20 protein-coding genes are annotated in these 24,213 nt (G+C 74.5%); 11 read left to right on the top strand and 9 right to left on the bottom strand.

What is annotated here, in order from left to right; all coding sequences use genetic code 11:
* Positions 1–82 precede the first annotated feature (82 nt).
* Positions 83–889: an esterase/lipase family protein gene (locus tag KMZ30_RS15220; RefSeq protein WP_215513204.1), complete on the top strand. Its 807-nt coding sequence runs from the start codon at positions 83–85 to the stop codon at positions 887–889.
* Positions 890–894: 5 nt separating this feature from the next.
* Positions 895–2,295: a WS/DGAT/MGAT family O-acyltransferase gene (locus KMZ30_RS15215; protein WP_215513205.1), complete on the top strand. Its 1,401-nt coding sequence runs from the start codon at positions 895–897 to the stop codon at positions 2,293–2,295.
* Between the two features lie 8 nt (positions 2,296–2,303).
* Here KMZ30_RS15215 and KMZ30_RS15210 read toward each other — a convergent pair whose 3' ends face one another.
* The 5 genes from KMZ30_RS15210 to KMZ30_RS15190 all read right to left on the bottom strand — a co-directional run bounded on the left by KMZ30_RS15210 (position 2,304) and on the right by KMZ30_RS15190 (position 7,908).
* Positions 2,304–2,726 carry a VOC family protein gene (locus KMZ30_RS15210; RefSeq protein ID WP_215513206.1) on the bottom strand — a complete coding sequence of 141 codons (423 nt, stop codon included), beginning with the start codon at positions 2,724–2,726 and terminating at the stop codon, positions 2,304–2,306.
* A 116-nt stretch (positions 2,727–2,842) separates the two neighbouring features.
* Positions 2,843–3,325: a pyridoxamine 5'-phosphate oxidase family protein gene (locus KMZ30_RS15205; RefSeq protein WP_030526256.1), complete on the bottom strand. Its 483-nt coding sequence runs from the start codon at positions 3,323–3,325 to the stop codon at positions 2,843–2,845.
* 77 nt (positions 3,326–3,402) lie between these two features.
* Positions 3,403–4,884 carry an NADP-dependent phosphogluconate dehydrogenase gene (gene gnd / locus KMZ30_RS15200; protein WP_372447517.1) on the bottom strand — a complete coding sequence of 494 codons (1,482 nt, stop codon included), beginning with the start codon at positions 4,882–4,884 and terminating at the stop codon, positions 3,403–3,405.
* Between the two features lie 277 nt (positions 4,885–5,161).
* Complete coding sequence (locus tag KMZ30_RS15195) at positions 5,162–6,655, bottom strand: cryptochrome/photolyase family protein (RefSeq protein ID WP_215513207.1); 1,494 nt, start codon at positions 6,653–6,655, stop codon at positions 5,162–5,164.
* Positions 6,655–7,908, bottom strand: a complete 1,254-nt coding sequence (locus KMZ30_RS15190) for an FAD-dependent oxidoreductase (protein ID WP_215513208.1) — start codon at positions 7,906–7,908, stop codon at positions 6,655–6,657. The genes KMZ30_RS15195 and KMZ30_RS15190 overlap by 1 nt, the downstream gene beginning before the upstream one ends.
* A 169-nt stretch (positions 7,909–8,077) precedes the next feature.
* Between KMZ30_RS15190 and KMZ30_RS15185 the strand changes: the two genes are divergently transcribed.
* The 7 genes from KMZ30_RS15185 to KMZ30_RS15150 are packed head-to-tail and all read left to right on the top strand — an operon-like array spanning position 8,078 to position 15,237.
* The gene (locus KMZ30_RS15185) at positions 8,078–9,196 is read left to right on the top strand and encodes a polyprenyl synthetase family protein (protein ID WP_215513209.1); all 1,119 of its coding nucleotides are present in this window, start codon (positions 8,078–8,080) and stop codon (positions 9,194–9,196) included.
* The gene (crtI, locus tag KMZ30_RS15180; protein WP_215513210.1) at positions 9,193–10,704 is read left to right on the top strand and encodes a phytoene desaturase family protein; all 1,512 of its coding nucleotides are present in this window, start codon (positions 9,193–9,195) and stop codon (positions 10,702–10,704) included. Before KMZ30_RS15185 ends, crtI begins: the two co-directional genes overlap by 4 nt.
* The gene (gene idi, locus KMZ30_RS21740) at positions 10,701–12,215 is read left to right on the top strand and encodes an isopentenyl-diphosphate Delta-isomerase (RefSeq protein WP_226902660.1); all 1,515 of its coding nucleotides are present in this window, start codon (positions 10,701–10,703) and stop codon (positions 12,213–12,215) included. Before crtI ends, idi begins: the two co-directional genes overlap by 4 nt.
* Entirely contained in the window at positions 12,212–12,559 is a 348-nt protein-coding gene (locus tag KMZ30_RS15165) for a lycopene cyclase domain-containing protein (protein ID WP_308284331.1), read from the top strand. The genes idi and KMZ30_RS15165 overlap by 4 nt, the downstream gene beginning before the upstream one ends.
* A complete protein-coding gene (locus KMZ30_RS15160) occupies positions 12,552–12,872 on the top strand; it encodes a lycopene cyclase domain-containing protein (protein ID WP_030526249.1) in 321 nt (106 codons plus the stop codon). The genes KMZ30_RS15165 and KMZ30_RS15160 overlap by 8 nt, the downstream gene beginning before the upstream one ends.
* Positions 12,869–13,603: a class I SAM-dependent methyltransferase gene (locus tag KMZ30_RS15155; RefSeq protein ID WP_215513211.1), complete on the top strand. Its 735-nt coding sequence runs from the start codon at positions 12,869–12,871 to the stop codon at positions 13,601–13,603. Before KMZ30_RS15160 ends, KMZ30_RS15155 begins: the two co-directional genes overlap by 4 nt.
* The gene (locus tag KMZ30_RS15150) at positions 13,600–15,237 is read left to right on the top strand and encodes an FAD-dependent oxidoreductase (protein ID WP_308279771.1); all 1,638 of its coding nucleotides are present in this window, start codon (positions 13,600–13,602) and stop codon (positions 15,235–15,237) included. Before KMZ30_RS15155 ends, KMZ30_RS15150 begins: the two co-directional genes overlap by 4 nt.
* On the opposite strand, the gene KMZ30_RS15145 is transcribed toward KMZ30_RS15150, so the two are convergent.
* Positions 15,224–15,976 (bottom strand): SDR family oxidoreductase, encoded by a 753-nt coding sequence (locus KMZ30_RS15145; RefSeq protein ID WP_215513212.1) that lies wholly within the window; start codon positions 15,974–15,976, stop codon positions 15,224–15,226. The two genes, KMZ30_RS15150 and KMZ30_RS15145, sit on opposite strands and share 14 nt — an antisense overlap.
* Entirely contained in the window at positions 15,973–17,007 is a 1,035-nt protein-coding gene (locus tag KMZ30_RS15140) for a DUF5914 domain-containing protein (protein ID WP_215513213.1), read from the bottom strand. The genes KMZ30_RS15145 and KMZ30_RS15140 overlap by 4 nt, the downstream gene beginning before the upstream one ends.
* Before the next feature lie 81 nt (positions 17,008–17,088).
* Here KMZ30_RS15140 and KMZ30_RS15135 point away from each other — a divergent pair, with 81 nt between their 5' ends.
* Both KMZ30_RS15135 and KMZ30_RS15130 read left to right on the top strand, forming a co-directional pair.
* Positions 17,089–17,487: an SRPBCC family protein gene (locus KMZ30_RS15135; RefSeq protein ID WP_215513214.1), complete on the top strand. Its 399-nt coding sequence runs from the start codon at positions 17,089–17,091 to the stop codon at positions 17,485–17,487.
* Between the two features lie 404 nt (positions 17,488–17,891).
* Positions 17,892–18,098 carry a cold-shock protein gene (locus KMZ30_RS15130; protein WP_030526243.1) on the top strand — a complete coding sequence of 69 codons (207 nt, stop codon included), beginning with the start codon at positions 17,892–17,894 and terminating at the stop codon, positions 18,096–18,098.
* A gap of 260 nt (positions 18,099–18,358) precedes the next feature.
* Here the strand turns inward: KMZ30_RS15130 and KMZ30_RS15125 are convergent, their stop codons facing one another.
* Complete coding sequence (locus KMZ30_RS15125; protein WP_215513215.1) at positions 18,359–18,784, bottom strand: PPOX class F420-dependent oxidoreductase; 426 nt, start codon at positions 18,782–18,784, stop codon at positions 18,359–18,361.
* Positions 18,785–18,866: 82 nt separating this feature from the next.
* Entirely contained in the window at positions 18,867–24,101 is a 5,235-nt protein-coding gene (locus KMZ30_RS15120) for a peroxidase family protein (RefSeq protein ID WP_308279772.1), read from the bottom strand.
* Positions 24,102–24,213 lie beyond the last annotated feature (112 nt).

The raw sequence follows: 24,213 nt of genomic DNA, 5'->3' as shown, positions 1-24,213 counted from the left end.
GCCACACTCGTCCTCTGCCCATTCGCAGCGTCGCGAGCCCGGGTCCGGGTCCTCGGCGGTGCGCCGCACGGAAGGAGCGAGGATGCCGAGGCTCGATGCGACCAGCGGTGCCCCGTCCGCGCCGACGCTCTGGATGGCCCGCCGCGAGTGGCGCGCCGCCCTCGAGCTCGCGTCGTCGGCCGTCCGTACCCGCGACATCGCCGGCTGGCCGGTCGGCGACGGGCACCCCGTCATCGTCCTGCCGGGCTTCCTCGCCGGCCCCGAGTCGACCGTCTTCCTCCGCTCGCACCTGCGCCGCCTCGGCTACCGGGTCCACGACTGGCGCCAGGGCCGCAACCTCGGCGCGAGCCCCGAGCTCGCCGCCCGCCTCGAGGACCTCCTCCTCGAGGTCTACGACCGCTACGGCCGCCGGGTCAGCCTCGTCGGCTGGAGCGCGGGAGGCATCTACGCCCGCGAGATGGCCCGTGCCCTGCCGCACTACACCCGCTCCGTCGTCACGCTCGGCAGCCCGTTCCGCCACCACCCGGCCGCGACCCGCGCGTGGGCGATGTACCGCGTGATGAACCGCCACCACCTCGACCAGATGTTCACCGAGGAGGCCCTGGCCCTGCGCGCGGCGCCCCTCGAGGTGCCGACGACGAGCATCTGGTCGCGCACCGACGGGATCGTCGCGTGGGAGTGCTGCGTCCTCGACCCCGGCCCCCTCGCCGAGAACGTCGAGGTCGACGCGACGCACCTCGGCTACGGCCACCACCTCGACACCCTCCGCGTCGTCGCCGACCGGCTCGCGCAGGAGGAGGGCGCCTGGCGACCGTGGGCCCCGCCCACCGCCGCCGCAGCGCCCGAGCACCCCGACGACGGCGACCCGCTCCACGACGTGGCGGGCTGAGGCGGGTGCCGCGCTCGCGCTGGGCCTCGCCGCTGGACGCCGTTTTCCTCATCGGGGAGACCCCCGAGACGCTCATGCACGTCGGGTCGCTGCTGCACTTCTCGATGCCGGCGGACGCCGACGACGCCTGGCTGCGCGACCTCGTCGCCGACGTGCGCGCCTCCCCCGTCCGGACGCCGTGGACCTACCGCCTGCAGACCCGGCGGCTGCTGCGCCAGCCGGTGCACCGCTGGGTCGAGGACGACGCCTTCGACATCGACTACCACGTGCGGCACTCGGCGCTGCCGAGCGGCGGCGGCGAGCGCGAGCTCGGCGTGCTCGTGTCGCGGCTGCACTCCAACCAGCTCGACTTCCGCCGCCCGCCGTGGGAGCTGACGTTCATCGAGGGCGTCGCCCCCGGGCAGTTCGCCGTCTACACGAAGATCCACCACAGCCTCGTCGACGGCTACACGGGAAACCGCCTGCTGCAGCGCGGGCTGACCGAGGACCCGGACGACCGCACCCACCCGCACTTCCTCGGGCTGACCCGCCCGCCGCGCGCCGAGGGCGAGCCGCGCGAGCCGGTCGGTGACGTGACGGCCATCCTGCGCAGCATCGGGAACGCGGTGACCTCGATGCCGGAGGTCGCGCGCACCCTCGTCGGCACCCAGCTGCGGCGCGGCGGCCCGAGCACCCGGGCGGTGGCGTCGTACCAGGCGCCGGTGAGCATCCTCAACGGGCGCACCGGCCGGGCCCGCCGGTTCGCGACGCAGCAGTACGAGCTCGAGCGGCTGCGGGCCGTCGCCCGTGCCCGCAACGCGACGCTCAACGACGTGCTCATGGCCGTCTGCGCCGGGGGGCTGCGCCGCTTCCTCGACGACCTCGCGAGCCTGCCGGACCGGCCCCTCGTCGCGTTCGTGCCGGTCAACGTCCGCGCCCCCGAGAGCGAGGGCGGGGGCAACTACGTCGGGGCGACGCTGGTCTCGCTGGCCACCGACATCGAGGACCCGGTCGCCCGGCTCGCCGCGATCACCTCGTCGTCACGCGCCGCCAAGGCCCGGATGCGCGGGATGGGCGGCGACGCGGTCATCGCCTACAGCGCGATGCTCCTGGCGCCGGCCGGCCTCCAGGTGCTGCGGGCGATGAGCGGGCTGCCGCTGCCCGGGCCGCTGACGCTCAACGTGTGCATCTCGAACGTGCCGGGCCCGACGAAGCCGCTGTACTGGCGCGGGGCGCGGCTGGACGCCACCTACCCGGTGTCGATCCCCGGGCACTCGATGGCGCTGAACATCACCGCCCAGTCGTACGCGGGCACGCTCAACCTCGGGTTCATCGGCGACCGCGACGCCCTGCCGCACCTCCAGCGGCTGGCCGTGCACACCGGCGCCGCCCTCGAGGAGCTCGAGGCCGCCACCGGTACCGCCTGACGCGTCGGTCAGCCCTGCGGCGGCTCCCCGGTCCCGATGTTGACCATCCACGAGATGCCGAAACGGTCGGTCAGGGCGCCGAACTCGTCGCCCCACATCTGCTTCTCGAGGGGCATCGTCACGGTGGCGCCCTCGGAGAGCCCGTCCCAGTAGCGGCGCAGGGCGTCGTCGTCGCCGCTCAGCGAGACGTGGACGTTGGAGGCGGCGGTGGCGGCGCCGTCCTGCCCGGGCGGCAGGTCGGAGGCCATGAGGACGAAGCCGTCGGGGGTGGAGAGGTAGGCGTGCATCACACCGTCGGCGCCCTCCCCCTCCATCCCGTACTGGCCGAAGGTCATGACGTCGAGGCTGCCGCCGAGGACCTGCTGGTAGAAGGTCATCGCCTCGCGGGCGGTGCCGGGGAAGTTGAGGTAGGGGTTGAGCTGGCTCGCCATGGTGGCCTCCTGCGCCGGGTCGTCGGTGACGCTGGACGACGCTACGCCGGGGCACCGACACGGACCAGCCCCTCCGGGAGGGGGGAGTCGGAGGGGCCGGTCGGTCGGTGGGGGGGTCAGAGCTCGACGGTGTGGCTCTCCCCCGCGTCGGGGCGGTCGCCGGTCAGGCGCGCCTTGACCATCTCGACGACGGTCGCGGCCTTGCCGGGGCTGTCCCAGTACTGCGCGGACTCGCCGTCGACGCGGATGACGGCGACCTCCGGGTCCTCGGGCTCCTTCTGGAACCAGGTCTTCGCGAACTCGTTCCACAGCTCGCGGGCCTTCTCGGGGTCGTGGCGGACGCTGGCCCGGCCGGCCACCGACACCCACGCGCCCTCCTTCGTGAAGGCGACGTTGACCTGCGGGTCGGCCTCGATCTCGGACGCCGCGGCGCTGTCGCGCTGGGCGAGGAACCAGAACGTGCCGTCGTCGTCGACCTCCTGCAGCGTCATCGGGCGCGAGGTCAGCGCCCCGCTCTCGCGGTGCACGGTCGTGAGCATCGCGGTGCGCTGGTCCTCGACGAGCTCCTTGACGTGGGCGGCGCCCTCGTGGTGGGTCATCGTGCGGTCTCCTTCCGGGTCGGTACCTGGTCGCTACCCACCCGCGGCACCGGTGACACGGCGCCGCGGGGCGGGTCTCAGCCGTCGACCTCGGAGCGGTCCTCGGCCCACAGCGTGTGGAACGACCCCTCGCGGTCGGTGCGCTCGTAGGTGTGCGCGCCGAAGTAGTCGCGCAGGCCCTGGACGAGCGCGGCCGGCAGCCGCTCGGCCCGCAGGGCGTCGACGTAGGCGAGCACCGACGAGAAGACCGGCGCCGGGAGCCCGGCCGCGACGGCGGCGGTGACGACCCGGCGCAGCGCCGGCAGCCGCTCGCCGACGGCCGCGGCGAAGGCCGGGGTCGCGAGCAGCGACGGCGCGTCGGCGTGCTCCTCGAGCGCCTCGGTGATGTCCGAGAGCAGGCGGGCCCGGATGATGCAGCCGTCGCGCCAGATGCGCGGGAGGTCGGCGAGCTCGACGTCCCAGCCGTGCTCGGCCGAGCCGTCGCGCACCATGTCGAGGCCCTGCGCGTAGGAGACGACCTTGGCGGCGTAGAGGGCCTGGCGCAGGTCGTCGGTCGTCACGGTCACGCCGACACCCGGTGCGGCCTCGCCCCCCAGCGCCTCGCGGACGGCCGCGCGCCGCGCGGTGTCGCCGGACACGGCGCGGGCCATCGTCGCCTCGGCGATGCCGGTGACCGGCACCCCCAGGTCGAGGGCGGTCTGCACGGTCCAGCGGCCGGTGCCCTTCTGCTCGGCGGCGTCGCGGACGACGTCGACGAACGGGCGGCCGGTGTCGGCGTCGGTGTGGCTGAGCACCTCGGCGGTGATCTCGACCAGGTAGGACTCGAGCTCGGTGCCGTTCCACTCGCGGAAGGTGTCGGCGACCGCGGACGGCTCGAGGCCGAAAACGTGGCGCATCAGGTCGTAGGTCTCGGCGATCAGCTGCATGTCCGAGTACTCGATGCCGTTGTGGACCATCTTGACGAAGTGGCCGGCGCCGTCGGGACCGATGAGGGTGCAGCACGGCTCGTCGTCGACGTGGGCGGAGATGACCTCGAGGAACGGCCCGATCTCGGCGTAGGTGTTGCCGTCGCACCCGGGCATGATCGACGGGCCCTCGAGCGCGCCGACCTCGCCGCCGGAGACCCCGACCCCGGCGAAGCGGATGCCCTTCTCCGCCAGCGCGTCGTGGCGCCGCGCGGTGTCGCGCCAGTGCGCGTTGCCCGCGTCGGCGACGACGTCGCCCTCGTCGAGCAGCGGTACGAGCTCGTCGATGACGGCGTCCGTGCCCTCGCCGGCCTTGACCATGACGATGATCCGGCGCGGGCGCTCCAGCGAGTGGACGAGGTCCTCGAGCGAGCGGGCGAGGGTGAAGTCGCCCTCGTCCCCGAACTCGTCGACGAGCGCCTCGGCCTTGGCCGTCGTCCGGTTGTGCACCGCGACCCGGAAGCCGTGACGGGCCAGGTTGCGGGCGAGGTTGCGGCCCATCACCGCGAGGCCGGTGACGCCGATCTGCGCGTGCCCGGCGCCCCCGCCGCCGTCCGTGCTCGTGTCCGTCGTCTCCGCGTGGTCCGTGCTCACCGGGGTCTCCCGTCGTCGAGGGGGTGGGATGCCGACCGGCGGGCGGGCGGCACGTGCTCTTCGGGCCAACCCGCGCGGGCGCCCCGCTCTTCCCGCCCTCGACAGGACGGGCGGCCTGCTCACCCCCCCCGCGCCCACCCCGTCGCCCCAGGCGTCACCCGCGTATCGGGTCACCCGATACGACCGCGCTGTACCCCGGAACCGTTCTCGGGTGAAGCGCAGCGGTATCGGGTCACCCGATACGCGTGGGGTTCGGGCTGGGGCGGGGTGGGCGGGGTCAGAGGCGACGGACGACGCGGCGGCTGCGGGCGAGCAGCTCCTCGCGGCGGTCGGGGTCCATCCCGTCCCAGGTGCGGGTGACCATCCGGGCGCGGACGTTGGACTCGAAGACGTCGCGGTGGTGGTCGACGAACCCCCAGTAGAGGGCGTCCCAGTCCTCGCGCCACTCGCCGGGCCCGAAGTCGGTCATCTTCCGCAGGTAGTTGCTGCCCGAGACGTAGGGCTTGGTCGTGATGCCGGTGCCGGCGGCGAACTGCGACATCGCGTAGACGTTGGGGACCATCACCCAGTCGTAGGCGTCGACGAAGAAGGCCGTGAACCACTCGTAGACCTCGTCGGGGTCGGTGCGCAGCAGGCACATCGCGTTGCCGAGGACCATGAGCCGCTCGATGTGGTGGGCGTACCCGCGCTCGATGACCCCACGGACGACGTGGTCGACGGGGTCGAGGCCGGTCGTGCCGTCCCACCAGCCGTCGGCGAGGGACCGGGTGTGCCGCAGGTGGTTCGAGGTCCGCATCCGCCGGCCGTACAGCTGGTACGTGGCGCGCATGTACTCGCGCCACCCGATGAGCTGGCGCACGAAGCCCTCGAGCGAGGGCAGGTCGACGCCCTGGTCCTCGGCGCCCTCGAGCACCGTGCGCAGGACCTCGCGGGGGTCGAGCAGGCCGCAGTTGAGCGCCGGGGTGATGGCGGAGTGGAACACGAACGGGTGCTCGGTGGCGACCGCGTCCTCGTACGGGCCGAACTGCGCGAGGCGCTCGGCGACGAACTCGCGCAGGCCCTCCCGCGCCTGCTCATGGGTGACCGGCCAGTCGAAGGTGTCGGCGTTCCCCGGTGCGTCGGGGAACTCCTCGCCGACCCACGCGATGGCCTCCTCGACCTCCGGCAGCCGCTCGGGCGACGTCCGGTCGGGCACCTCGTGCTTCTTCGGCAGCTTCTTGCGGTTCTCGGTGTCGAACGACCAGCGACCCCCGACCGGCTGGTCGTGCTCCCTGCCCTCGACGAGCACGTCGAACCGCTGCCGCTGCCACTGGTAGAAGGTCTGCATCCGGGCCCGGTGCGACCCGAACCACTCGGTCAGCTCCGGGCGCGTCGTGAGGAAGTTGGGCGTCTCCTCGACGTCCTCGGGCGCCAGCTCGACCTTCGCCTCGCGGAAGGCGCGCCGCACGTCCCGCAGCAGCCAGTCGTCGACGACGTCGTGCAGCCGCACCTCGTCCGGGGCGGCGTCGGCGATCGCCTCCGCCAGCCGGGTGCGGGTCTTGCGGCGGGCCGAGGTCTCGATGACGTCGACGTCGAACCCCTTCTCGCGCAGGCGGTCCGCGAAGAGCCGCATCGAGGCCCGGTGCAGGACCAGCTTCTGCGCGTGGAAGGGCTGCTGGCGGAAGAGCAGGTCGTCCTCGACGAGGACGAAGCGCGTGCCCGTCGGCTCGTCGAGCAGCGACTCGAACAGCTGGTGCGGGAAGACGACGCGCAGCCGCCGGCGGGCCGCCATCAGGCGGTCGCGAGCAGGTCGAGGACGGCGCCGGCCACCCGGTGGCCCGAGACGAGCGCCCCCTGGATGGAGGCGGTGTCGCGGTGGTCGCCGGCGACGAGGACGCCGTCGGCCACGCGGGCCGGCGAGGTGAGGCGCAGCGGCGCCGGCTGCGCGGGGAGCGCGTCGTGGACGTCGTCGCGGCGCACGGTGCGCCACGAGGAGGTCGAGCAGCCGAAGACCTCCGCGGCCTGGCGGCGCACGTCGTCCTCCGCCGCGTCGTGCCCGAGCCCGAGCAGCGTGGTCACCTCGACGAGGTGGGCGTCCGGGGGCGCGTACGACGGCACGGCGTTGCTCACGACGGCGGCGTTGACCATCGGGCCGCGGCGGCGGCCGTCGACGACGACCTTGTCGGAGCGGGTCGGCGCCTCGTCCGCCGCGAACCACCAGGTCCGCAGCCCGCGGGTCACCGGAGCCGGCACGTCGACCAGCCCCGCGACGGCCTCGGGGCCGACGGCGACGACGACCGCCCGCGCCGCGAGCGACGTGCCGTCGGCGCACTCGACGGAGGGCTCGGCGCCGGGTCGCAGCCCGATCACCGGCGTGGACAGGCGCAGGTCCACCGGGGTGCGGCGGCGCACGGCACGGTCGGCGATCCACTCCGGCAGGGCCCGGATGCCGCGCGCGGGCAGCCCGGGCACGCCGAGCGCGAACATCCGCACGAGGAGGCGCACGAAGGCCTCGGACGTCTCGGCGCGGTCCTCGGCGACGACCCCCGCGAGGAAGGCCTCGAGCACCTCGGTGCGCAGCGGCCCGGACACACCGGCGGCGTCGAGTCCCTCGCCCAGGCTGCGGTCGGCGCCGCGCTTGACCCGGCCGGGCGCGGTGAGGGCCGGGGCGGCCCAGCGCCCGAGCGCCGCCAGCCCGCGCGGGTCGAGGAGGCCGCTGCGCAGCGTGGCCGCCAGCCGCGCCGGCTCGCGCAGCGGGTGGGCGAGCTCGACGAGCCCGCGCTCGCGGCGCACCAGCAACCCGGCGCCGAACGGCCGCAGCGCGAGGTCGTGGACGTCGACCCAGCGGCGCACCGCGGGGTAGGCCGGGTTGAGGACCTGGAAGCCGCGGTCGAGGAGGAACCCGTCGACCTCGTCGGTGCGCTGACGGCCCCCGACGACCGCCTCCCGCTCGACGACGACCACCGCGCGGCCCGCCTCGGCGAGCCGGTCCGCACAGCGCAGCCCGGCCAGTCCTGCCCCCACGACGACGACGTCCGCATCCACTCCCGCACCGTAGTACGAGCCCGTGCAGTGGGTAGGAGGCGTCGGTGGGGCCGTCTAGGGTTCGACAGCGAACAGCGGTCCGTCGGGGACGGATGGTTGAATCGTCGAACCCGCCGGGGCCCGAGCACACCACGAGCGACCGACGCGACGAGGGGCGGACCACCTCACGATGACCACCCACCCGACCACCACCGGAACGTTGGACGTGCTGCGCCGCGACCCCGAGACCGAGCTGCTGCTGGCCGACGTCGACGACACCCTGGAGCAGGTCCTCGAGGAGCTGGGCAGCATCCTCCACGAGGTCGGGGGCGACCTCGTCGACACCAGCGTCGGCTCGCTGGCCGTCGACCTCGTCGACGAGCTGGCCCAGCGGCTGCGCCATCCCGGCAAGCGCCTGCGCCCGCTCCTCACCGGCTGGGGCTGGGCCGTCGCCGGCGGACGCTCCGACACCCGCGAGGAGCTCGTCCGGGTTGCGGCCGCGCTCGAGCTGCTCCAGCTCTTCGCGCTCGTCCAGGACGACGTGATGGACCGCAGCGACGAGCGGCGAGGGCGTCCGGCCCTCCACGTCGTCGCCACCGAGCGGCACCTGGCGGAGGAGGGCCTCGGCGACGCCCAGCTCTTCGGCGACAGCGTCGCCGTGCTCGTCGCCGACCTCGCCCTGTCCGAGGCGACGCTCCTCGCGTCCGCCGGGACGCGCCGGGTGGCTCGCGCCTGGCGGGTCATGGCCACCGAGCTGGTCGAGGGGCAGCTGCTCGACGTCACGCACACGGCCGGCCGCGGGCGCGACCTCGCCGTGTCGCGGCGGATCGGGCGCCTCAAGAGCGGCCGCTACACGATCACCCGCCCCCTCGAGCTCGGGGCGCTCGTCGCCGGGGCCGCCCCCGAGGTCGTCGCGAGCCTCGTGGCCTGGGGGGACCTCGTCGGCGACGCCTTCGCCCTGCGCGACGACCTGCTGGGGGTCTGGGGCGACCCGGGGCTCACCGGCAAGCCCGCCGGGGACGACCTGCGCTGCGGCAAGCCGACCGTCCTCCTCGTCTGGGCCGCCGAGATGCTCCCCGAGCGCCACCGCCACCTCCTCGAGGCCTGCGACGCCGGCACCCTCGACGCCGACGGCGTGCTCGCGCTGCGCAAGGCGATGCGCTCGTGCGGCGTCCGGGAGCGCGCCGAGGCCGCCATCGCCGACCTCGTCGAGCGCTCGCACGAGGCCGTCGAGCGCATCGACACCGACGACGAGACGCGGGCTGCCCTGCGCGAGCTGGCCCACGCCATCGGCTGGAGGTCGGCGTGAGGGTCCTCGTCGTCGGCGCCGGCCTCTCCGGCCTGGCCGCCGCCTGCCACCTGACCGCCGCCGGGCACGACGTCACCGTCCTCGAGCGCGACGACGTCGTCGGCGGCCGCGCCGGCCTGCTGCGGATGGGCGACTTCCGCTTCGACCCCGGGCCCGTCGTCATGACGATGCCCGAGCTGCTGCACGCTCCGATCCGTGCGGTCGGCGGCGACCCGGGGGCGCTCGTCCCGATGCGCCGGCTCGACCCCGCCTACCGCGCCGTCTACGCCGACGGCTCCGAGCTGCACGTCCGCGCCGACATGGTCGACCTGCGCGAGGAGGTGCGTCGGCTCTCGGGCGAGCGCGACGCCGCGGGCTTCGACCGCTTCCTCGCGTGGCTCGAGGAGCTCTACGACGTCGAGTTCGACACCTTCATCGACCGCAACCTCGACTCCGTCCTCGACCTCGTCCGCAACCCGGTCACCGCGGCGCGCCTGCTGGGGCTCGGCGGGCTGCGGGCGCTCGGGCCCCGCGTCGGCTCCTTCTTCGAGGACGAGCGGCTGCACCGCATCTTCGGCTTCCAGTCCCTCTACGCCGGCGTGGCCCCGGCGCAGGCCCGCGCGGTCTTCGCCGTCATCACGTACATGGACAGCGTCCGCGGCGTCTTCCACCCCGAGGGCGGCATGCACGCCGTCCCGGCCGGGATGGCCCGGGCGCTCGAGGACGCCGGCGTGCCGATCCAGCTGGGCGTGGAGGTGACCTCGGTGCTGCGGCGCGGCGACGGGGCCGTGGCCGGCGTCGCGACCGCCGACGGCACCCGGATCTCGGCCGACGCGGTCGTCTGCACCGTCGACCTGCCGGTCGCCTACGCCCGCCTGCTGCCGGAGGTCACCCCGCCGCGCGTCGTCCGGCGCGGCGACTACTCGCCGTCGGCCGTGGTGTGGCACCTCGGCATCAAGGGCACACCCGCGCCCGGCGTGCACCACCACAACATCCACTTCGGCGACGCGTGGGACAGCGCGTTCGAGGCGCTCATCGACCGCGGCGAGCTGATGCCCGACCCGTCGCGCCTGGTCACCGTGCCGTCGCTCAGCGAGCCGTCGGTGGCCCCCGACGGCCACTCGACCCTGTACGTCCTCGAGCCGGTGCCGCACACCGGCTCCGGCATCGACTGGAGCCGCGAGAGCGGGCCGATGAAGGAGCGCCTGCTCGGGTTCCTCGACGCCCACGGCTACCCGACCGACGTCGTCGTCGACCGGCTCGTCACCCCCGACGACTGGCTGGCCCAGGGGATGCACCTCGGCACCCCGTTCGCCTTGGCGCACACCTTCCTCCAGTCCGGACCGTTCCGGCCCGCCAACGTCGACCGGCGCGTGCCGGGCCTGGTGTTCGCCGGCTCGGGCACCACGCCCGGCGTGGGCATCCCGATGGTGCTCGTCAGCGGCAAGCTGGCCGCCGAGCGGGTGCAGCAGTACGCGGGGGGCGCCGTTCCCACCCCCCGTCCGCGTGCGGCAGGCTTGCCTGCATGAGCGGACCCCCCGCGGCCCACCTCGAGGAGGGCTACGCCCGGTGCGCGGCCGTGACGCGCGAGCACGGCACGACGTACTACTGGGGCGCGCGCCTGCTCCCGCGGGCCGAGCGGCGGCACGTGTTCGCGGTCTACACCCTCGCCCGCCTCGCCGACGACATCGTCGACCTCGCAGGGCCCGAGCCGGGCCCCGCGACCGCGGCCGAGCTCGACGCCTTCGAGGCCCGCTTCCACGAGGCCGTGGCCACCGGCACCTCCGAGGACCCGGTGCTCGCCGCCGTCGCCGCCACGGTCCGCGAGCGCCGCATCCCCGACGAGTGCTTCGACCGGTTCTTCGGGGCGATGCGTGCCGACCTCACGCAGCGCACCTACGAGACGTGGGAGGACCTGCTCGGCTACATGGACGGCAGCGCCGCAGTCATCGGCGAGATGATGCTGCCCGTCCTGCACCCGACGAGCGAGGCGCGCACCCCGGCCCGGGCGCTCGGGCTGGCCTTCCAGCTGACGAACTTCCTGCGCGACGTCGGCGAGGACCTCGACCGCGGCCGCGTCTACGTGCCCCAGGAGGACCTGCGCCACTTCGGCGCCGACCCGTGGGCGCGCACCGTGACGCCGGAGTGGCGCGCGCTCATGGCCTTCGAGATCGAGCGCAACCGCCGCCTGTACCGCGAGGCCGATGCGGGCCTGTCCGCCCTCCCACCGGCCTCGCGGCGCTGCGTCGCGACGGCCCGGGTCCTCTACGCCCGCATCCTCGAGCGCATCGAGGCCGCCGACCACGACGTGTTCTCCGGGCGCGTCCGTGTGCCCACCCCGGTCAAGGCCGGCCTCGCGGCCCGGATGGTCACGGCGCGCGACCCGCGCCGGCTCGTCGCCCGCGAGCGCTCGACCCGCCGCGACCCCGACCCCGCGTGGGTCGACGACGACGTCGTGCTCGTCGCCGACGACGGCCGCCCCCTCGGCACCGCGCGCAAGGCCGAGGTCCACCACGACGCGACCCCGCTGCACCTCGGCTTCTCCTGCTACGTCGTCGACGACGACGGACGCCTGCTCGTCACCCACCGCGCCGACGACAAGCCGAGCTTCCCCGGCGTCGAGACCAACTCGGTCTGCGGCCACCCCCGGCCCGGCGAGCCACTCGAGGACGCCGTGCGCCGCCGGGCGCGCGACGAGCTCGGCGTCGAGCTGGCCGAGGTCCGCCTCGTGCTCCCGGCCTTCCGCTACCGCGCCCGGGCCCGCACGCTCGCCGAGAACGAGCTCTGCCCGGTGCTCGTCGCCCGCGCCGCCTCCCCCGCCACCAGCCCCGACCCGGTCGAGGTCGGGCGGGTCGACTGGGTTGCGTGGCAGCGGTTCTCGGATGAGGTGCTGGCCGGCACGCGCGAGGTCTCCCGCTGGTGCGCCGAGCAGGTGCCCCTGCTCGCCGCGCTCGGCCCCGACCCGCTGCAGTGGCCCACCGCCCCGCGCGAGCAGCTGCCCGCGGCGGCCCGCGCCGGTGACACCGTCGGGGCCGGGTGACCGTGGACGACCGCTACCAGTACCTGCTGCTCATGGCCGGGTGCCTCATCGTCACGCTGCCGCTCGAGGTCGTGCTGCGCGCCCGCGTCTACCGGCGCCCCCTACGGCTGCTCGCCGCGCTCCTGCCGGTCGTCGTGCTCTTCGTCGCCTGGGACGTCCTCGGCATCCGGCGCGGCCACTGGACCTACAGCGAGCTCTACACGACCGGCGTCATCCTGCCGCTCGACGTCCCGCTCGAGGAGCTCGTCTTCTTCGTCGTCATCCCGATCTGCGGGCTGCTGACCTACGAGGCGGTCGGGACCGTGCTCTCGGTCCTGCGCGAGCGGCGGCGACGGGATGCCTGAGTACACGGCGCTCGCGGTGGTGTCGGTCGTGCTGACCGTCCTCGTCGAGCGGTTCTGGCTGCGCACCGGGGTGTTCCGCACCGCGAAGTACTGGCTGGCGATGGCCATCGTCTTCTTCTTCCAGGTGCTCGTCGACGGCTGGCTGACCAAGCTGTCGGCGCCGATCGTCATCTACGACGAGTCGCAGACCACCGGCCTGCGCATCCCCTGGGACGTCCCCGTCGAGGACTACCTCTTCGGGTTCAGCATGGTGACCCTGACGATTCTGCTGTGGGTCCGGCTCGGCCGGTCCCGCGAGGAGGTGGACCGATGAGCCCGCGCGACTGGGTGCTCGCCGACGCGTTCGACCGTGCCGCACCGACCTACGACGCGATGGTCGCCCTGTCGCCGGGGTACCACGACCAGCTCCGGACGGCCGCCGACGCGCTCGTCGAGCGGCTGCCCCGGCGCACCGGGGTCGCCCCCGTGGTCCTCGACCTCGGCTGCGGCTCGGGCGCCTCGACCCGCGCGCTCCTCGACGCGTGGCGCGACGGCGGCCGCGGGCCGCTGCACGTCACCGGCGTCGACGCCTCGGAGGGGATGGTCGAGCAGGCGCGGCAGAAGGAGTGGCCGGACGGGGTCGAGCTCGTCGTGTCGGACGCCGTGACCTACCTGCGCGGACTGCCGGACGCCTCCGTCGACGGCGTCCTCGGGGCCTACCTCCTGCGCAACGTCCCGGACCGGCAGGCGCTCGTCGCCGAGGTCGCGCGGGTCCTGCGACCGACCGGCGGTTTCGTCCTGCACGACTACTCCGTCGCGGGCAGCCGTCGCGCGCAGGCCATCTGGGCCGCAGTGTGCCACGGCATCATCATCCCGCTCGCCGCGGTCAAGCGCTCCGACGTGCCGCTGCACCGCTACCTCTACGAGAGCGTGCGCGACTTCGACTCCGTCGACCGGATGTGCGGCCGGCTCCAGGAGGCCGGGATGACCGACGTGCGCCACCGCTCCTACCCCGGCTGGCAGGACGGTCTCGTCCACACGGTCGTGGGCCGGCGCGCCGCGTGAGCCCCCGCCGTCCGACGTCGCTGCGGCCGGCCGCCCTGCGCCGCAACCGGTCCTGGCGGCCGGGGCTCGACCGCCGGGCGGTCTTCCACGCCCCGCCGCAGCCCTCGGCCGGTGACGGCCGGGCGCCGGCGGACCGGCACGTCGTCGTCGTCGGCGGCGGCATCGCCGGGCTGACGGCGGCGCTCGGGCTGGCCGAGCGCGGCGTCCGCGTCACGCTGCTCGAGCGTGACGAGCGGCTCGGGGGTCGCGTCTCGGCGTGGCCGGTGGGCCTGCCCGACGGGTCCGGGTCGGTCATGAGCCGGGGCTTCCACGCCTTCTTCCGGCAGTACTACAACCTGCGGGCGGTGCTGCGCCGCACGGACCCCACGCTCTCCGGGCTGCGGCCCCTGGCCGACTACCCGCTCGTCCGCAAGGACGGCGGTGCCGACTCGTTCGCCGGCATCCCGCGGACGCCCCCCGCCAACCTCGCGGCCTTCGTCGCCCGCTCCCCCAGCTTCGACCTCGCCGGCCTGCGCGGCGTCGACGTCGAGCAGGCGCTCGGCCTGCTCGACCTGCGCTTCCCCGGGTCGTTCACCGACCTCGATGGCGTCAGCGCGTCCGAGGTGCTCGACCGCCTCCGGTTCCCCACCGCCGCACGCCATCTGGCCCTTGAGGTCTTCGCCCGCAGTTTCTTCGCCGACCCCCGGGAGTTCTCCGGCGCGGAGCTCCTCGCGATGTTCCACATGTACTTCGTCGGCTCGTCCGAAGGCCTGCTCTTCGACGTGCCGCGCGACGACTACGACAGCACCCTCTGGGGGCCGCTCGGTGCTCACCTTCACGGCCTCGGGGTGCAGGTCCGCGTCGGTCGCGCGGTGACGGAGGTCCACGAGGGCACGGACGGCCGGCTCGCGGTGCACCACCGCGGGGCCGACGCGGGCACGTCCGAGGAGGTCCTCGACGCCGACGCCGTGGTCCTCTCCCTCGACCCGGTGGGGCTGCGCGAGGTCGTCGCGGCCTCGCCGGGGCTCGGCGACCCCACGTGGCGCGAGCGGGTGGGCGCCGTCCGCTCGGCCCCCCGCTTCGCCGTGTGGCGCCTCTGGCTCGACGGTCTCGTCGACCCCGAGCGCCCGCCGTTCCTCGGGACGAGCGGGTACGGGCCGCTCGACAACGTCTCGGTGCTCGAGCGCTTCGAGGACCACGCCGCGGAGTGGAGCCGCGAGCACGGCGGGTCGGTCGTCGAGCTGCACGCCTACGCCCTGCCCGATGACGCCGGCGACGACGAGGTCCGCGCCGCGCTGCGCACGGCCCTCCACGACGTGTGGCCCGAGACCGCCCGGCTCGGCGTCGTCCACGAGGAGTGGCTCGTCCGCGGCGACTGTCTGCTCGTCGGCCTCGAGCCGTGGGCGTCGCGCCCGGGCGTCACGACCCCCGACCCGCGGCTGGTCCTCGCCGGCGACTCCGTGCGCTGCGACCTGCCCGTGGCCCTCATGGAGCGGGCGGCGACGACGGGCTGGCAGGCCGCCGACGCCCTGCTGACCGGCTGGGGCCTGCCGGGACACGGCGTCTGGTCGGTGCCGCTCGGCTCCCGGCTCGGGCCCGTGCCCGGGCTCGTCCGGCGCGGCCTGCGGGCCGCGGCGTCCGTCACCAGGCGGTGAAGCCGCCGTCGACGAGGAGGTCGGTGCCGGTGACGAACGAGGCCCGGCGCCCGAGGAGGAAGACGACGGGCTCGGCGACCTCCTCGACCTCGGCGAGGCGGCCCATCGGCGTCTGCGCGGCGAAGCCGGCGTTGACCTCGGGCGGGTTCGTCGCCGTCATCGCGGTCATCGTGTAGCCCGGGCTCACCGAGTTGACCCGGATGCCGAGCGGCGCCCACTCGACCGCGAGCGAGCGCCCGAGGTGGATGACCCCGGCCTTGGCCGCCGAGTACGCCGCGTGGGTGACGCCGCGGTTGACGACGTGCCCGCTCATCGAGGCGATGTTGACGATCGAGCCACCGCGGCCGACCATGAGGTCGTGCTCGGCCTGACAGGCGAACATCACGCCGTCGAGGTCGACCTGGACGACCCGACGCCACTCCTGCGCGGTCATGCCCGACGCCGGGTGGAGGCCGTCCACCCCCGCGCAGTTGACCGCGTAGGACACCGGCCCGAGGTCGGCCGCGGCCGCGACGCCCGCCCGCACGGCGTCGCGGTCGCGCACGTCGAGGGGGGCGACCGCGTGCGCGACCCCGGCCGCTTCGCACGCCGCGACGAACGCCGAGGGGTCGGCGTCCGGGTGGTCGACGCAGAGGACGCCGACCCCGCGGGCCGCGAGCGCCTCGACGACCGCCAGCCCGATGCCGCGGGCTCCCCCGGTGACGACCGCGACGTGCCCGGGCTCGAGCTCCGGCCTCACCCGGACCAGCCGCGCCGGCGCAGGGCGTAGCGCCGGGCCGCGTACTCGAGGTCGTCGGCCCACAGCTGCCGCTGGGAGGCGCGCATCCCGACCTGCACGAGCCGCGAGAGCGAGCGGGCGGCGCGAAAGCCGACGCGCTCGGACGTGGCGACGACCGCCTCGGTCATCACCGTGCGGGCGGGGTGCTCGCCGGGTGCGGTGAGCGGCGTCGCGTGGGTCTCGACGACGCTGCCGGTGCCCTCGCCGTCGGTGATCGTCATGAGGACGGTGTGCGAGTCGGGGCAGGTGAACTCGGCGCGCACGGGCACGGCGAAGGTCCGCCCGAGCCGGTAGGCGACGTCGAGGACGAGGACGTCGTCGCTCGAGGCGTCGTCGTCGACCGTGAGGTCGCTGAAGGCGTAAGGGTGCAGCCACGCCCCGTGCCAGGGGTCGAGCCGGTTGGCGACGATGTCGCGCGGCTCGCAGTCGGCGACGAGGGAGACGACGGACGCGACGGCCCCGGCGGGGTCGGGACGCTCGCCGAGCACCGGGCGCTCGCTCGGCCCGACGCCGTCCTCGACCGTGCCGACGCGCACCCAGACGAGGACGCCGTCGTCGTGGGCGGCGTAGGTGTTCCAGGGCGGCGAGGTGTCGCGGCCGAGCGGCATCCCGTGCCACCGGCACAGGACGTCGCCGTCGACGACGTCGCAGTCGTGCAGCCGGGCCCCGAGGTGCGGGCAGGCACCGGGCCCGGCGAGCAGGCCACCGTCGGCGTCGCGCCAGAGGACGACCTCGCGGCCGGCGACCGTCCGCACGAGCGAGCGGCCGCGCGGGACCTCGCTCGACGCGCCGGCGACGAGCCAGCCGTGCGTCGGACGCCGCAGCGCCGCGGCGAGCGAGGCGTCGATGCGGGCCGGCCGGGCCTCGCGCCACGTGCCGCGCAGGTGGTCCGGCGTGGTCTGCGGCAGGTAGCGCACCGGGACCCGCTCGCGGACGGCCCCGGCCACCGTACGGTCGGGGCGGGCCGGTCGGTCCGTGCGGAACAGGCTCATCCACCCACGCTAACCGGCCTGCCGCCGTGGGGGAACGCTCGCGCGCGACCCGGACGCGGCGTCGTCTGGGACGATGGCGGCATGTCCCTGCTCGACGGCTCGCTCCGGCTCTCGGCCACCGGCCCGCTCGCGCCCGAGCACGCGTGGGCCCGCTACACCGAGCCGCGCCGCTGGTCGGTGTGGTCGCCGCAGATCCGCGAGGTCGACTACCCGCTCGCCGTCATCGAGCCGGGGACGCACGGCCGGGTCCGCGGCGTGGGCGGGGTCGTCGCCGTCTTCACCGTCGACGAGGTCGACCACGCGACCCGGACGTGGTCGTGGTCGGTGCGCTCCGGGCCGCTGCGGGTGCGGCTGCACCACGGCGTCGAGAAGGCCGCGGGCGGGAGCACGGCGTGGGCCGAGGTCCACGCCCTGTGGCCGGTGGTCGTCGGCTACGCCCCGGTCGCCCGCTGGGCCCTCGGCCGCCTCGTCACCCCCTGACGCCCGGCGACGCCCCCGCACGTGCGGGCTTTCCGCGCCCCGGACCGGAACCCGACAGCGACAACCCCGCACGTGCGGGCTTTCCGCGCCCCGCACCGGAACCCGACAGCAACAACCCCGCACGTGCGGGCTTTCCGCGCCCCGCACCGGAACCCGACAGCAATAACCCCGCACGTGCGGGCTTTCCGCGCCCCGCACCGAGCGGCCCGACGGGCGCGGGCTGCGAGATCCCGGCCGGTTGGGGCTACGCTGGTCTCGTTGTTGAGCTTTCCGTTTGTGAAGTAGTGGCAGAACCGGTCCTCACGGGACCGAGCAGCTTTCTGAGCAGAGGTACGCACCAGGCATCACCAACGCCGGGCCCCACGGCAGTCGTGGGGTCCTCGCTCAGAGAGAAAGGCCATCCCATGGCTACTGGCACCGTGAAGTGGTTCAACGCCGAGAAGGGCTTCGGCTTCATCGCCCCCGACGACGGCTCCGCCGACGTCTTCGCCCACTACTCGGCCATCAACTCCAGCGGCTACCGCTCGCTCGACGAGAACGCCAAGGTCGAGTACGAGACCACGCAGGGCCAGAAGGGCCCGCAGGCGTCGAACATCACCGTCATCGGCTGACGTTCGCCACCTTCGCGCCGCGAGGCGCACCACGCAACGCCGCCCGGCACCGCCGGGCGGCGTTCGCGCGTCCGGACCCGGGCAACAACTGACACATTCGACGATTCCTGCACACCCCCGGCCCGGGGTCGGGTCACCCACCGTGCACGAACTGACACATTCGACGATTCCTGCACACCCCCGGCCCGGGGTCGGGTCACCCACCGTGCACGAACTGACACATTCGGCGATTCCTGCACACCCCCGCGCTCGGGGGTGGGTCAGGCGACCGGGGTGCGCTCGACCTCGAGGAGGATGCCGGCCCGCGGGTTGCGGCGGACACCCACGAGCCCGGTGACCTTCTCGACGAGGTCGGACATCCGCGCCGGCAGGCCGTACTTCGCGACGACCGCCGCCCGGACCTGTGCGACCTCCTCGGGCGAGCGGACGACGACGCCCTCGCCGCGGTAGGTCGGCGCCCCCTCCTCGACCGCGCCGCGCACCGAGCACGGCCGCAGCTCGACCCGGCGGGTGTGGCCGAGGCGCTTGGTCTTGCCGGTCGCGTCGACGGTGATGACGGCGAGCCGGTCGGTGCCGTCGACGGCGGGCGCGACCCACACCGGGGTCGACACCGCCCGCCCGTCGCGGCGGAAGGTCGTCAGCGAGACGTACTTCGCGGACGCGAGGGGGTGGTCGGCGGCGCTCATGCGCCCAGCGTAGGGACCGGGCGAGCGCAAGGCCCCGCCGGCGACCGAGGAGCATCCGGTCGCCGGCGGGGTGGTCGGGGGCTCAGCGGGGTGACACCGCCGCCGACCGTGCGGAGGCCGGCCCGTCGCCGACGCTGTTGAAGGCGACGACCTCGAAGCGGTACGACCCCGCGGGGAGGGTGAAGGACCGGGTGCGGGCGTTCGCCCCGACGACGATGACGGTCGGCGACCCGACCGGCGTGACGCCGTCGGCGTCCATCCGCAGCGCCGTCACCCGGTAGCCCGTGATGGCCGAGCCGCCGGTGCTCGCGGGTGGAGACCAGTTCGCGCTCGCCGTCAGGGCACCACCGGCCGCGCCCTGGGTCGGGGCGAGGATCACCGCGGCCCCGGGCACCCCGGCCGGGGTGACGGCGTTCGAGGCGGTCGAGAAGGCGCTGGCTCCGAGGGCGTTGACCGCCGCGAGCCGGAACGTGTACGCCGTCCCGTTCGTCAGCCCGGTGACCGTCGTGCTCGTCGGCGCGCCCGTCAGCGTGCGGGTCTCGACGACGGTCGTCCCGGTGCGGACCTGCAGCTGGTAGCCCGTGATCGGTTGCCCGCCGGTGTCGCTCGGGGGCGTCCAGGTGAGCAGGGCCGACCCGTCGGCGCGCGCCGCGACGAGCGCGGTCGGGGTGAGCGGCGGCCCCACGGCCGTCACGGCGGTCGACTCCGTCGCCGGTCCGGGGCCGAAGAGGTTCACGGCCTGGACGGTGAACGTGTACGACTGCCCCGCGGTGAGCCCGGTGACCGTGCGCGCCCGGATGCCGGTGCCGATGCCGGTGACCCGGCTGACCTCGGCGCCGTCGGACTTCACGACGAGCGTGTAGCTCGTGAACGTCGGGCCGCCGCTCGGCGGGGCCGCCGTCCACGACACGGTCGCGTTGCGGTTGGTCCCGGCGACGGCCGTGACGCTCGCCGGCGCGGCGGGGGTCCGGACGAGGACCCGCTGGTCGCTGAACTGGAGCGCCTCGATGTTCCGCAGCCGGTCCGTGCCGTCGCCCCGGGTCGCCCCACCCACGGCGGGCGGCGTGCTCAGGGTGTCGCGGACGCTGATCGTGCCGTCGGCGTTGGCCGTGATGACGTACTGGCTCCGGGCCGCCAGGAACGTCGCGACGTCGCAGTTGCGGGGTGCGGTCGTCCCGCAATCGGGGGCCGGGGTCGCGGGCGTCGTGATCCGACGGACCGCCACGACCTTCCCGGGGTCGACGAGACCCTTGAAGATCGCCGTCTGGAGCGTCATCCCGCTGGTGCCGGGCCCGAAGGTGCCGGTCTTCGCGACGCCCTCGATGAGGTCGGTCGTCCCGAGCTCGGTCGCGGGGTCGGCCGGGTCCGTCCGGACGCTGAGGGCCACCCGCAGCTCCTTGTCACCGTCGATGACGTCGTCACCGGCGCGGCCGGTGAAGGTGTCGTTGCCACCGCCACCGAGCAGGATGTCGCCCTCGCCCCAGACGGGGCCGGTGAGCGGGCAGCTGCCGCTCGCCGACAGCGCGGCCGTCTCCTCGGCCGTGCCGACCCAGGAGGACACCGGCGGGAGGACGTCGGCCAGGCCGTCGATGCGCGCGAGGCCGTCGCGGTCGATGGCGTCGCAGCCGGTGAAGCCGCCACCGCCGACGAGCCGCGGGAACGCGAGGACGTTCGTCGTGCCCTTGATCCTGTCGTTGAGCGGGCCTCCGGAGACCGCCTCGGTCTCCGCCCACCGGTCGCGGTTGGTGATGACCTGGATGGGCAGGCCACCGAGGTTGTTGTTGATCATCAGGTCGTCGTCGGCGGCGACGGTGTCGTACTGGTGGATGGCCCAGTCGAAGCCTCCCGCACCGGCGTTGCGGTCGATGGCGGCGTTCTGGGCCATGATGTCGTCGCCGCCCTCGGCGTCGTAGTCGTTCTCGCCGACCTGGCCGACGAAGACGTCGTTGCCGGGAGCGGTCTCGGCCGGGTCGTCGAAGAACGGCGCGCCGTGGTCGCCCTGGAGCAGGTCCTGCCCGGTGCCGCCCTGGATCCAGTCGTCGCCACCGCCACCGAAGACGGCGTCGGCGCCCTGGCCGGCGATGACGAGGTCGTTGCCGGGTCCGGCGAAGATCTCGTTGTCGTTGGCTCCGCCGTTGAGCAGGTCGTCGCCGTCGTTGCCGTGGACGATGTCGTCCCCGGGGCCGGCGTCGATGGCGTCGTTGCCCGGACCGCCCTTGGGGACGTCCGCGCCGTCGAGGTCGGTGATGACGTCGTTGCCGTCACCGCCGAGCGCCACGTCGTCGCCGCCGCCGCCCTCGATGACGTCGGCCCCGTCGCCCCCCCAGAAGGTGTCGTTGTCGACACCACCGGCGATGCGGTCGGCCCCCGCGGTGCCGTCGTAGACGGCCTGGCCGTTGATGCCGGGCGGGTCGACGGTGTTCGTCGTGCGGTACGCGATCGTCCCGTCGGGACGGCGCAGGAGCAGCTTGGTCTCGTTGCACTCGGAGGACGGGTCGTCGGCCACCGTGGCACCGCTGGCGGCGTAGCCGGCCGGCGTCCCCGCGAGGTTGGCCAGCTCGAACTTGCAGTCCGCCCGGGCGAAGGCGTCGGCCTTGAGCGTCCGGGTGCCCTCGGTGTTGCGGATGATGATCTCGGAGAACGAGTTCCCCTCGAGCTGCGTGCGCAGGTTCATCCCGGGGGTCCGGGCCAGGTAGTAGAGCCGGTCGTGGTCCTGCAGGTCCTCCATCTGGTTCTGGAAGACGTAGTTGAACGTGCTGCCGAGCATGCCTCCGTTGAGGTTGGTCAGCTCGGCGAGGCCACCGATCCAGAGGTCGACGTCGTCGAGACCGGTCGTCGTCACGCCGGACGACGTGCTGGCCCAGTCGCCGGTGCCGAACATGAAGTCCGCGGCATCGGCCGGGGGGACGTCGGTCGGCGTGGGGTCGACGATCGCGCGGGCGGCGTCGCGACGCGCCGCCGTCGTTGCCGCTGCGGTGATCGTCGGGTGCGTGCCGTAGGCCGCGACGAAGTTGACGAGCGACTCCGGGTGCTTGAGGTGCTGGCCGAGGTCGCTCCAGCTCTCGTACGGGGTCATCGCCGCGTCGTGGGTGCGGTCGAAGACCTGCCGGCGCACGTCGTTGAGCGGGGGGACACCGGCATCGCGGGCCCGGGTGATGTTGAGCGTCGCGAGGTCGAGCGGCAGCCCGAGGAGGTTGTTGCGCAGGGTCTCGGTGACGAACTCGTCGATCTCGTTGCCCGTCTGGTCCGAGGAGCCCATGAACACCGCGCCGGCCCCGGCCTCCGCGCTCAGCGCACCGGCCGGGCCGCCGTCGTACAGCGTCGGCGGCGAGAGGAAGGCGTCGAGCAGCGGCAGCGAGGCATCCGTCGTCGACCCGTCGGCCGCGACGACGTGCCGCGACACGGTCTCGTCGAGCATCGAGTGGCCGAACCGGTACACGGCGTGGGCGAACTCGGCGCTGATGGCCGGGTTCACGTCCGGCGAGTAGACGTGGAACGGACGGATGGCCGGCTGCACCTTGCGGCCGAACTCCTCGAAGACGAGGTGCTGGTACTCCATCTCGTCGACGAAGCGCGCGGCCTGGAAGAGACGCTGGCCGTAGGTCCACGACCCCGTGCCGTTCTCGCCGGCGACGCCGACCGCCTGCCACTGCGCGAGCGCGGCGCGCCCGGCGGCGGTCGTGTCGCCCTCGAGGGTGGCGCGGATGTCGTCGACGAGCCGGTTGTGCTCCGAGTGGAAGACCTGGTGCACCGCGGTGAGCGCGATGTTCTCGTTGCAGCGGCCGTCGCCGCAGGCGGCGTGCGACGCGAGCAGCTCGTCGTCGTACGTTCCGGGCGCGGTCGGCCCGACGGTCACGACGTCGTCGGCGTCCGGCGTCGGCCAGGAGTCCGGTGCGCCGTCGTGGTCGGTGTCGACCTGCGACGGGTCGGCGGCGTGCGCGATGTCCGTGAGGAAGGGGGTGTCGAAGTGCGCGACGTCCGCCGGCACCGGCACGGGGTTCGTGAGGTCGCCCTCCACGAGCCCATTCGCCGTCACGTACTGGGGCAGGCCGCGGGCCGGGCCCGGGAGGAAGTTGCCGTAGGGGTCGGTGGCCAGCATGGGCACGTCGAGGGCGTCGCGGTCGGACAGCTCGAGGCCGAGCAGCTCCCGGGCCTGGCGCTTGACCGCGGCCCAGGTCGACTCGCCGCCGGTCATGTCCGGGGAGCCGGCGTAGGTCTGACCGGCGGGGAGCCCGTCGAGCAGCCGGCCCGTGGCGACCGCCGCGGGGCTGGTCGGGCCGACCGGGCCGGTGGCAGCGCGGTACTCGCGCAGGAAGACCTGGTGCGAGGCGTGCGAGGTGTAGGTCTGGCTCTGGTCGATCCAGGGGGTGTCGGTGTTCGCCGCCTCCTGGACGTCGTCCGAGGTGCCGAGCACACCGTCGTCGCCCTTCTGGTTACGCGCCCGGGTGAGGACCATGAACCGGCGCGACGGCGGGACCTCGTCACCCGTGCCCGCCCGGCCGTCGGGGCCGACCGTGACGAGGGGGTCGTCGGCCTTCAACGGCACGAAGACGGTGGCGCCGCCCTTGACCGTCTGGTCGATGCCGTGGTCGAAGAACTGCCCGAAGAAGGTGAACAGGCTGTTGTAGGGCGGCGAGAGGCCGACGTCGGTCGTGATGTTCGGGATGAAGAGCGTCTGGTGGCTCGGGGTGCAGCCGGGCGGGTCCGCGACGATCGGCGGGTCGGTCGACGGGTCGGGGTCCGTCGTGCAGGGCACCGCCGTCGGGTTCGTGCTCTGCGAGCGCACGGGGTGGCCGGCGGCCGCGACGGCGGCCGGGTTGGTCACCGTCTGGTCGGCGACGAGGTTGCTGATGACGCGCGGCTGTGCGTCGACGACGTTGCCGGTCTTCTGCGCGTAGCTCGTCGGGCCGGGCGCGCCGACCGGCAGGCTCGGGGTGATGGGGTCGGCGTCCCGGAAGACCGGGGTCGTGAGGCGCGGGAAGAGCTCGTCCGCCGCGGCGACGCGGAAGGTGCCGGCGGCCTTGAGGTTGTTGCACGAGCCGTCGACGGTGCGCAGGCCGTAGGCGGTGAGGATGTCGGGGACCTGCTCGGCGTCGGGGATGCCGTCCCCGGGCCGCGCCACCAGGGTCCCGCACGGGTCGGCGGCGGTGAAGGTCGTGCTGTGCCGCTCGGCGATCCTGATCTGCTTGAGGATGAACGCGAGGTCGCCCTTGGTCACGGTGAACCCGGCGCCCACCGTCGTGGCTGCGGACGCGGGGCCGGCCAGCGCCGGGACGGCGCCCCCCGCCACGGTCGCCGCCACGACGGCGACGACCACGCCCCGCCATCCCCGGCGGGGCCGGCCCGCCGCCCGAAGTCCGGGCCCTCGGAGCCCCTGTCGCCTGCTGCTGCGCCCACGCATGGTCGTCCCGCTTCCCCGGCGTCCCTGC

It is taken from the genome of Phycicoccus mangrovi (genome assembly GCF_018729305.1).
GTDB lineage: Bacteria > Actinomycetota > Actinomycetes > Actinomycetales > Dermatophilaceae > Phycicoccus > Phycicoccus jejuensis.
The sequence above is the reverse complement of the archived record's forward strand: the minus strand, read 5'-3'. Positions and strand labels throughout refer to the sequence as shown.

Coding starts and splice junctions, on each gene's coding strand:
- KMZ30_RS15160 (WP_030526249.1), top strand. CDS start 12,552: ATGCCTGAGTACACGGCGCTCGCGGTGGTGTCGGTCGTGCTGACCGTC.
- KMZ30_RS15195 (WP_215513207.1), bottom strand. CDS start 6,655: ATGGCGGCCCGCCGGCGGCTGCGCGTCGTCTTCCCGCACCAGCTGTTC.
- KMZ30_RS15205 (WP_030526256.1), bottom strand. CDS start 3,325: ATGACCCACCACGAGGGCGCCGCCCACGTCAAGGAGCTCGTCGAGGAC.
- KMZ30_RS15125 (WP_215513215.1), bottom strand. CDS start 18,784: ATGAGCGCCGCCGACCACCCCCTCGCGTCCGCGAAGTACGTCTCGCTG.
- KMZ30_RS15130 (WP_030526243.1), top strand. CDS start 17,892: ATGGCTACTGGCACCGTGAAGTGGTTCAACGCCGAGAAGGGCTTCGGC.
- idi (WP_226902660.1), top strand. CDS start 10,701: ATGAGCGGACCCCCCGCGGCCCACCTCGAGGAGGGCTACGCCCGGTGC.
- KMZ30_RS15185 (WP_215513209.1), top strand. CDS start 8,078: ATGACCACCCACCCGACCACCACCGGAACGTTGGACGTGCTGCGCCGC.
- KMZ30_RS15155 (WP_215513211.1), top strand. CDS start 12,869: ATGAGCCCGCGCGACTGGGTGCTCGCCGACGCGTTCGACCGTGCCGCA.
- KMZ30_RS15210 (WP_215513206.1), bottom strand. CDS start 2,726: ATGGCGAGCCAGCTCAACCCCTACCTCAACTTCCCCGGCACCGCCCGC.
- KMZ30_RS15140 (WP_215513213.1), bottom strand. CDS start 17,007: ATGAGCCTGTTCCGCACGGACCGACCGGCCCGCCCCGACCGTACGGTG.
- KMZ30_RS15135 (WP_215513214.1), top strand. CDS start 17,089: ATGTCCCTGCTCGACGGCTCGCTCCGGCTCTCGGCCACCGGCCCGCTC.
- KMZ30_RS15220 (WP_215513204.1), top strand. CDS start 83: ATGCCGAGGCTCGATGCGACCAGCGGTGCCCCGTCCGCGCCGACGCTC.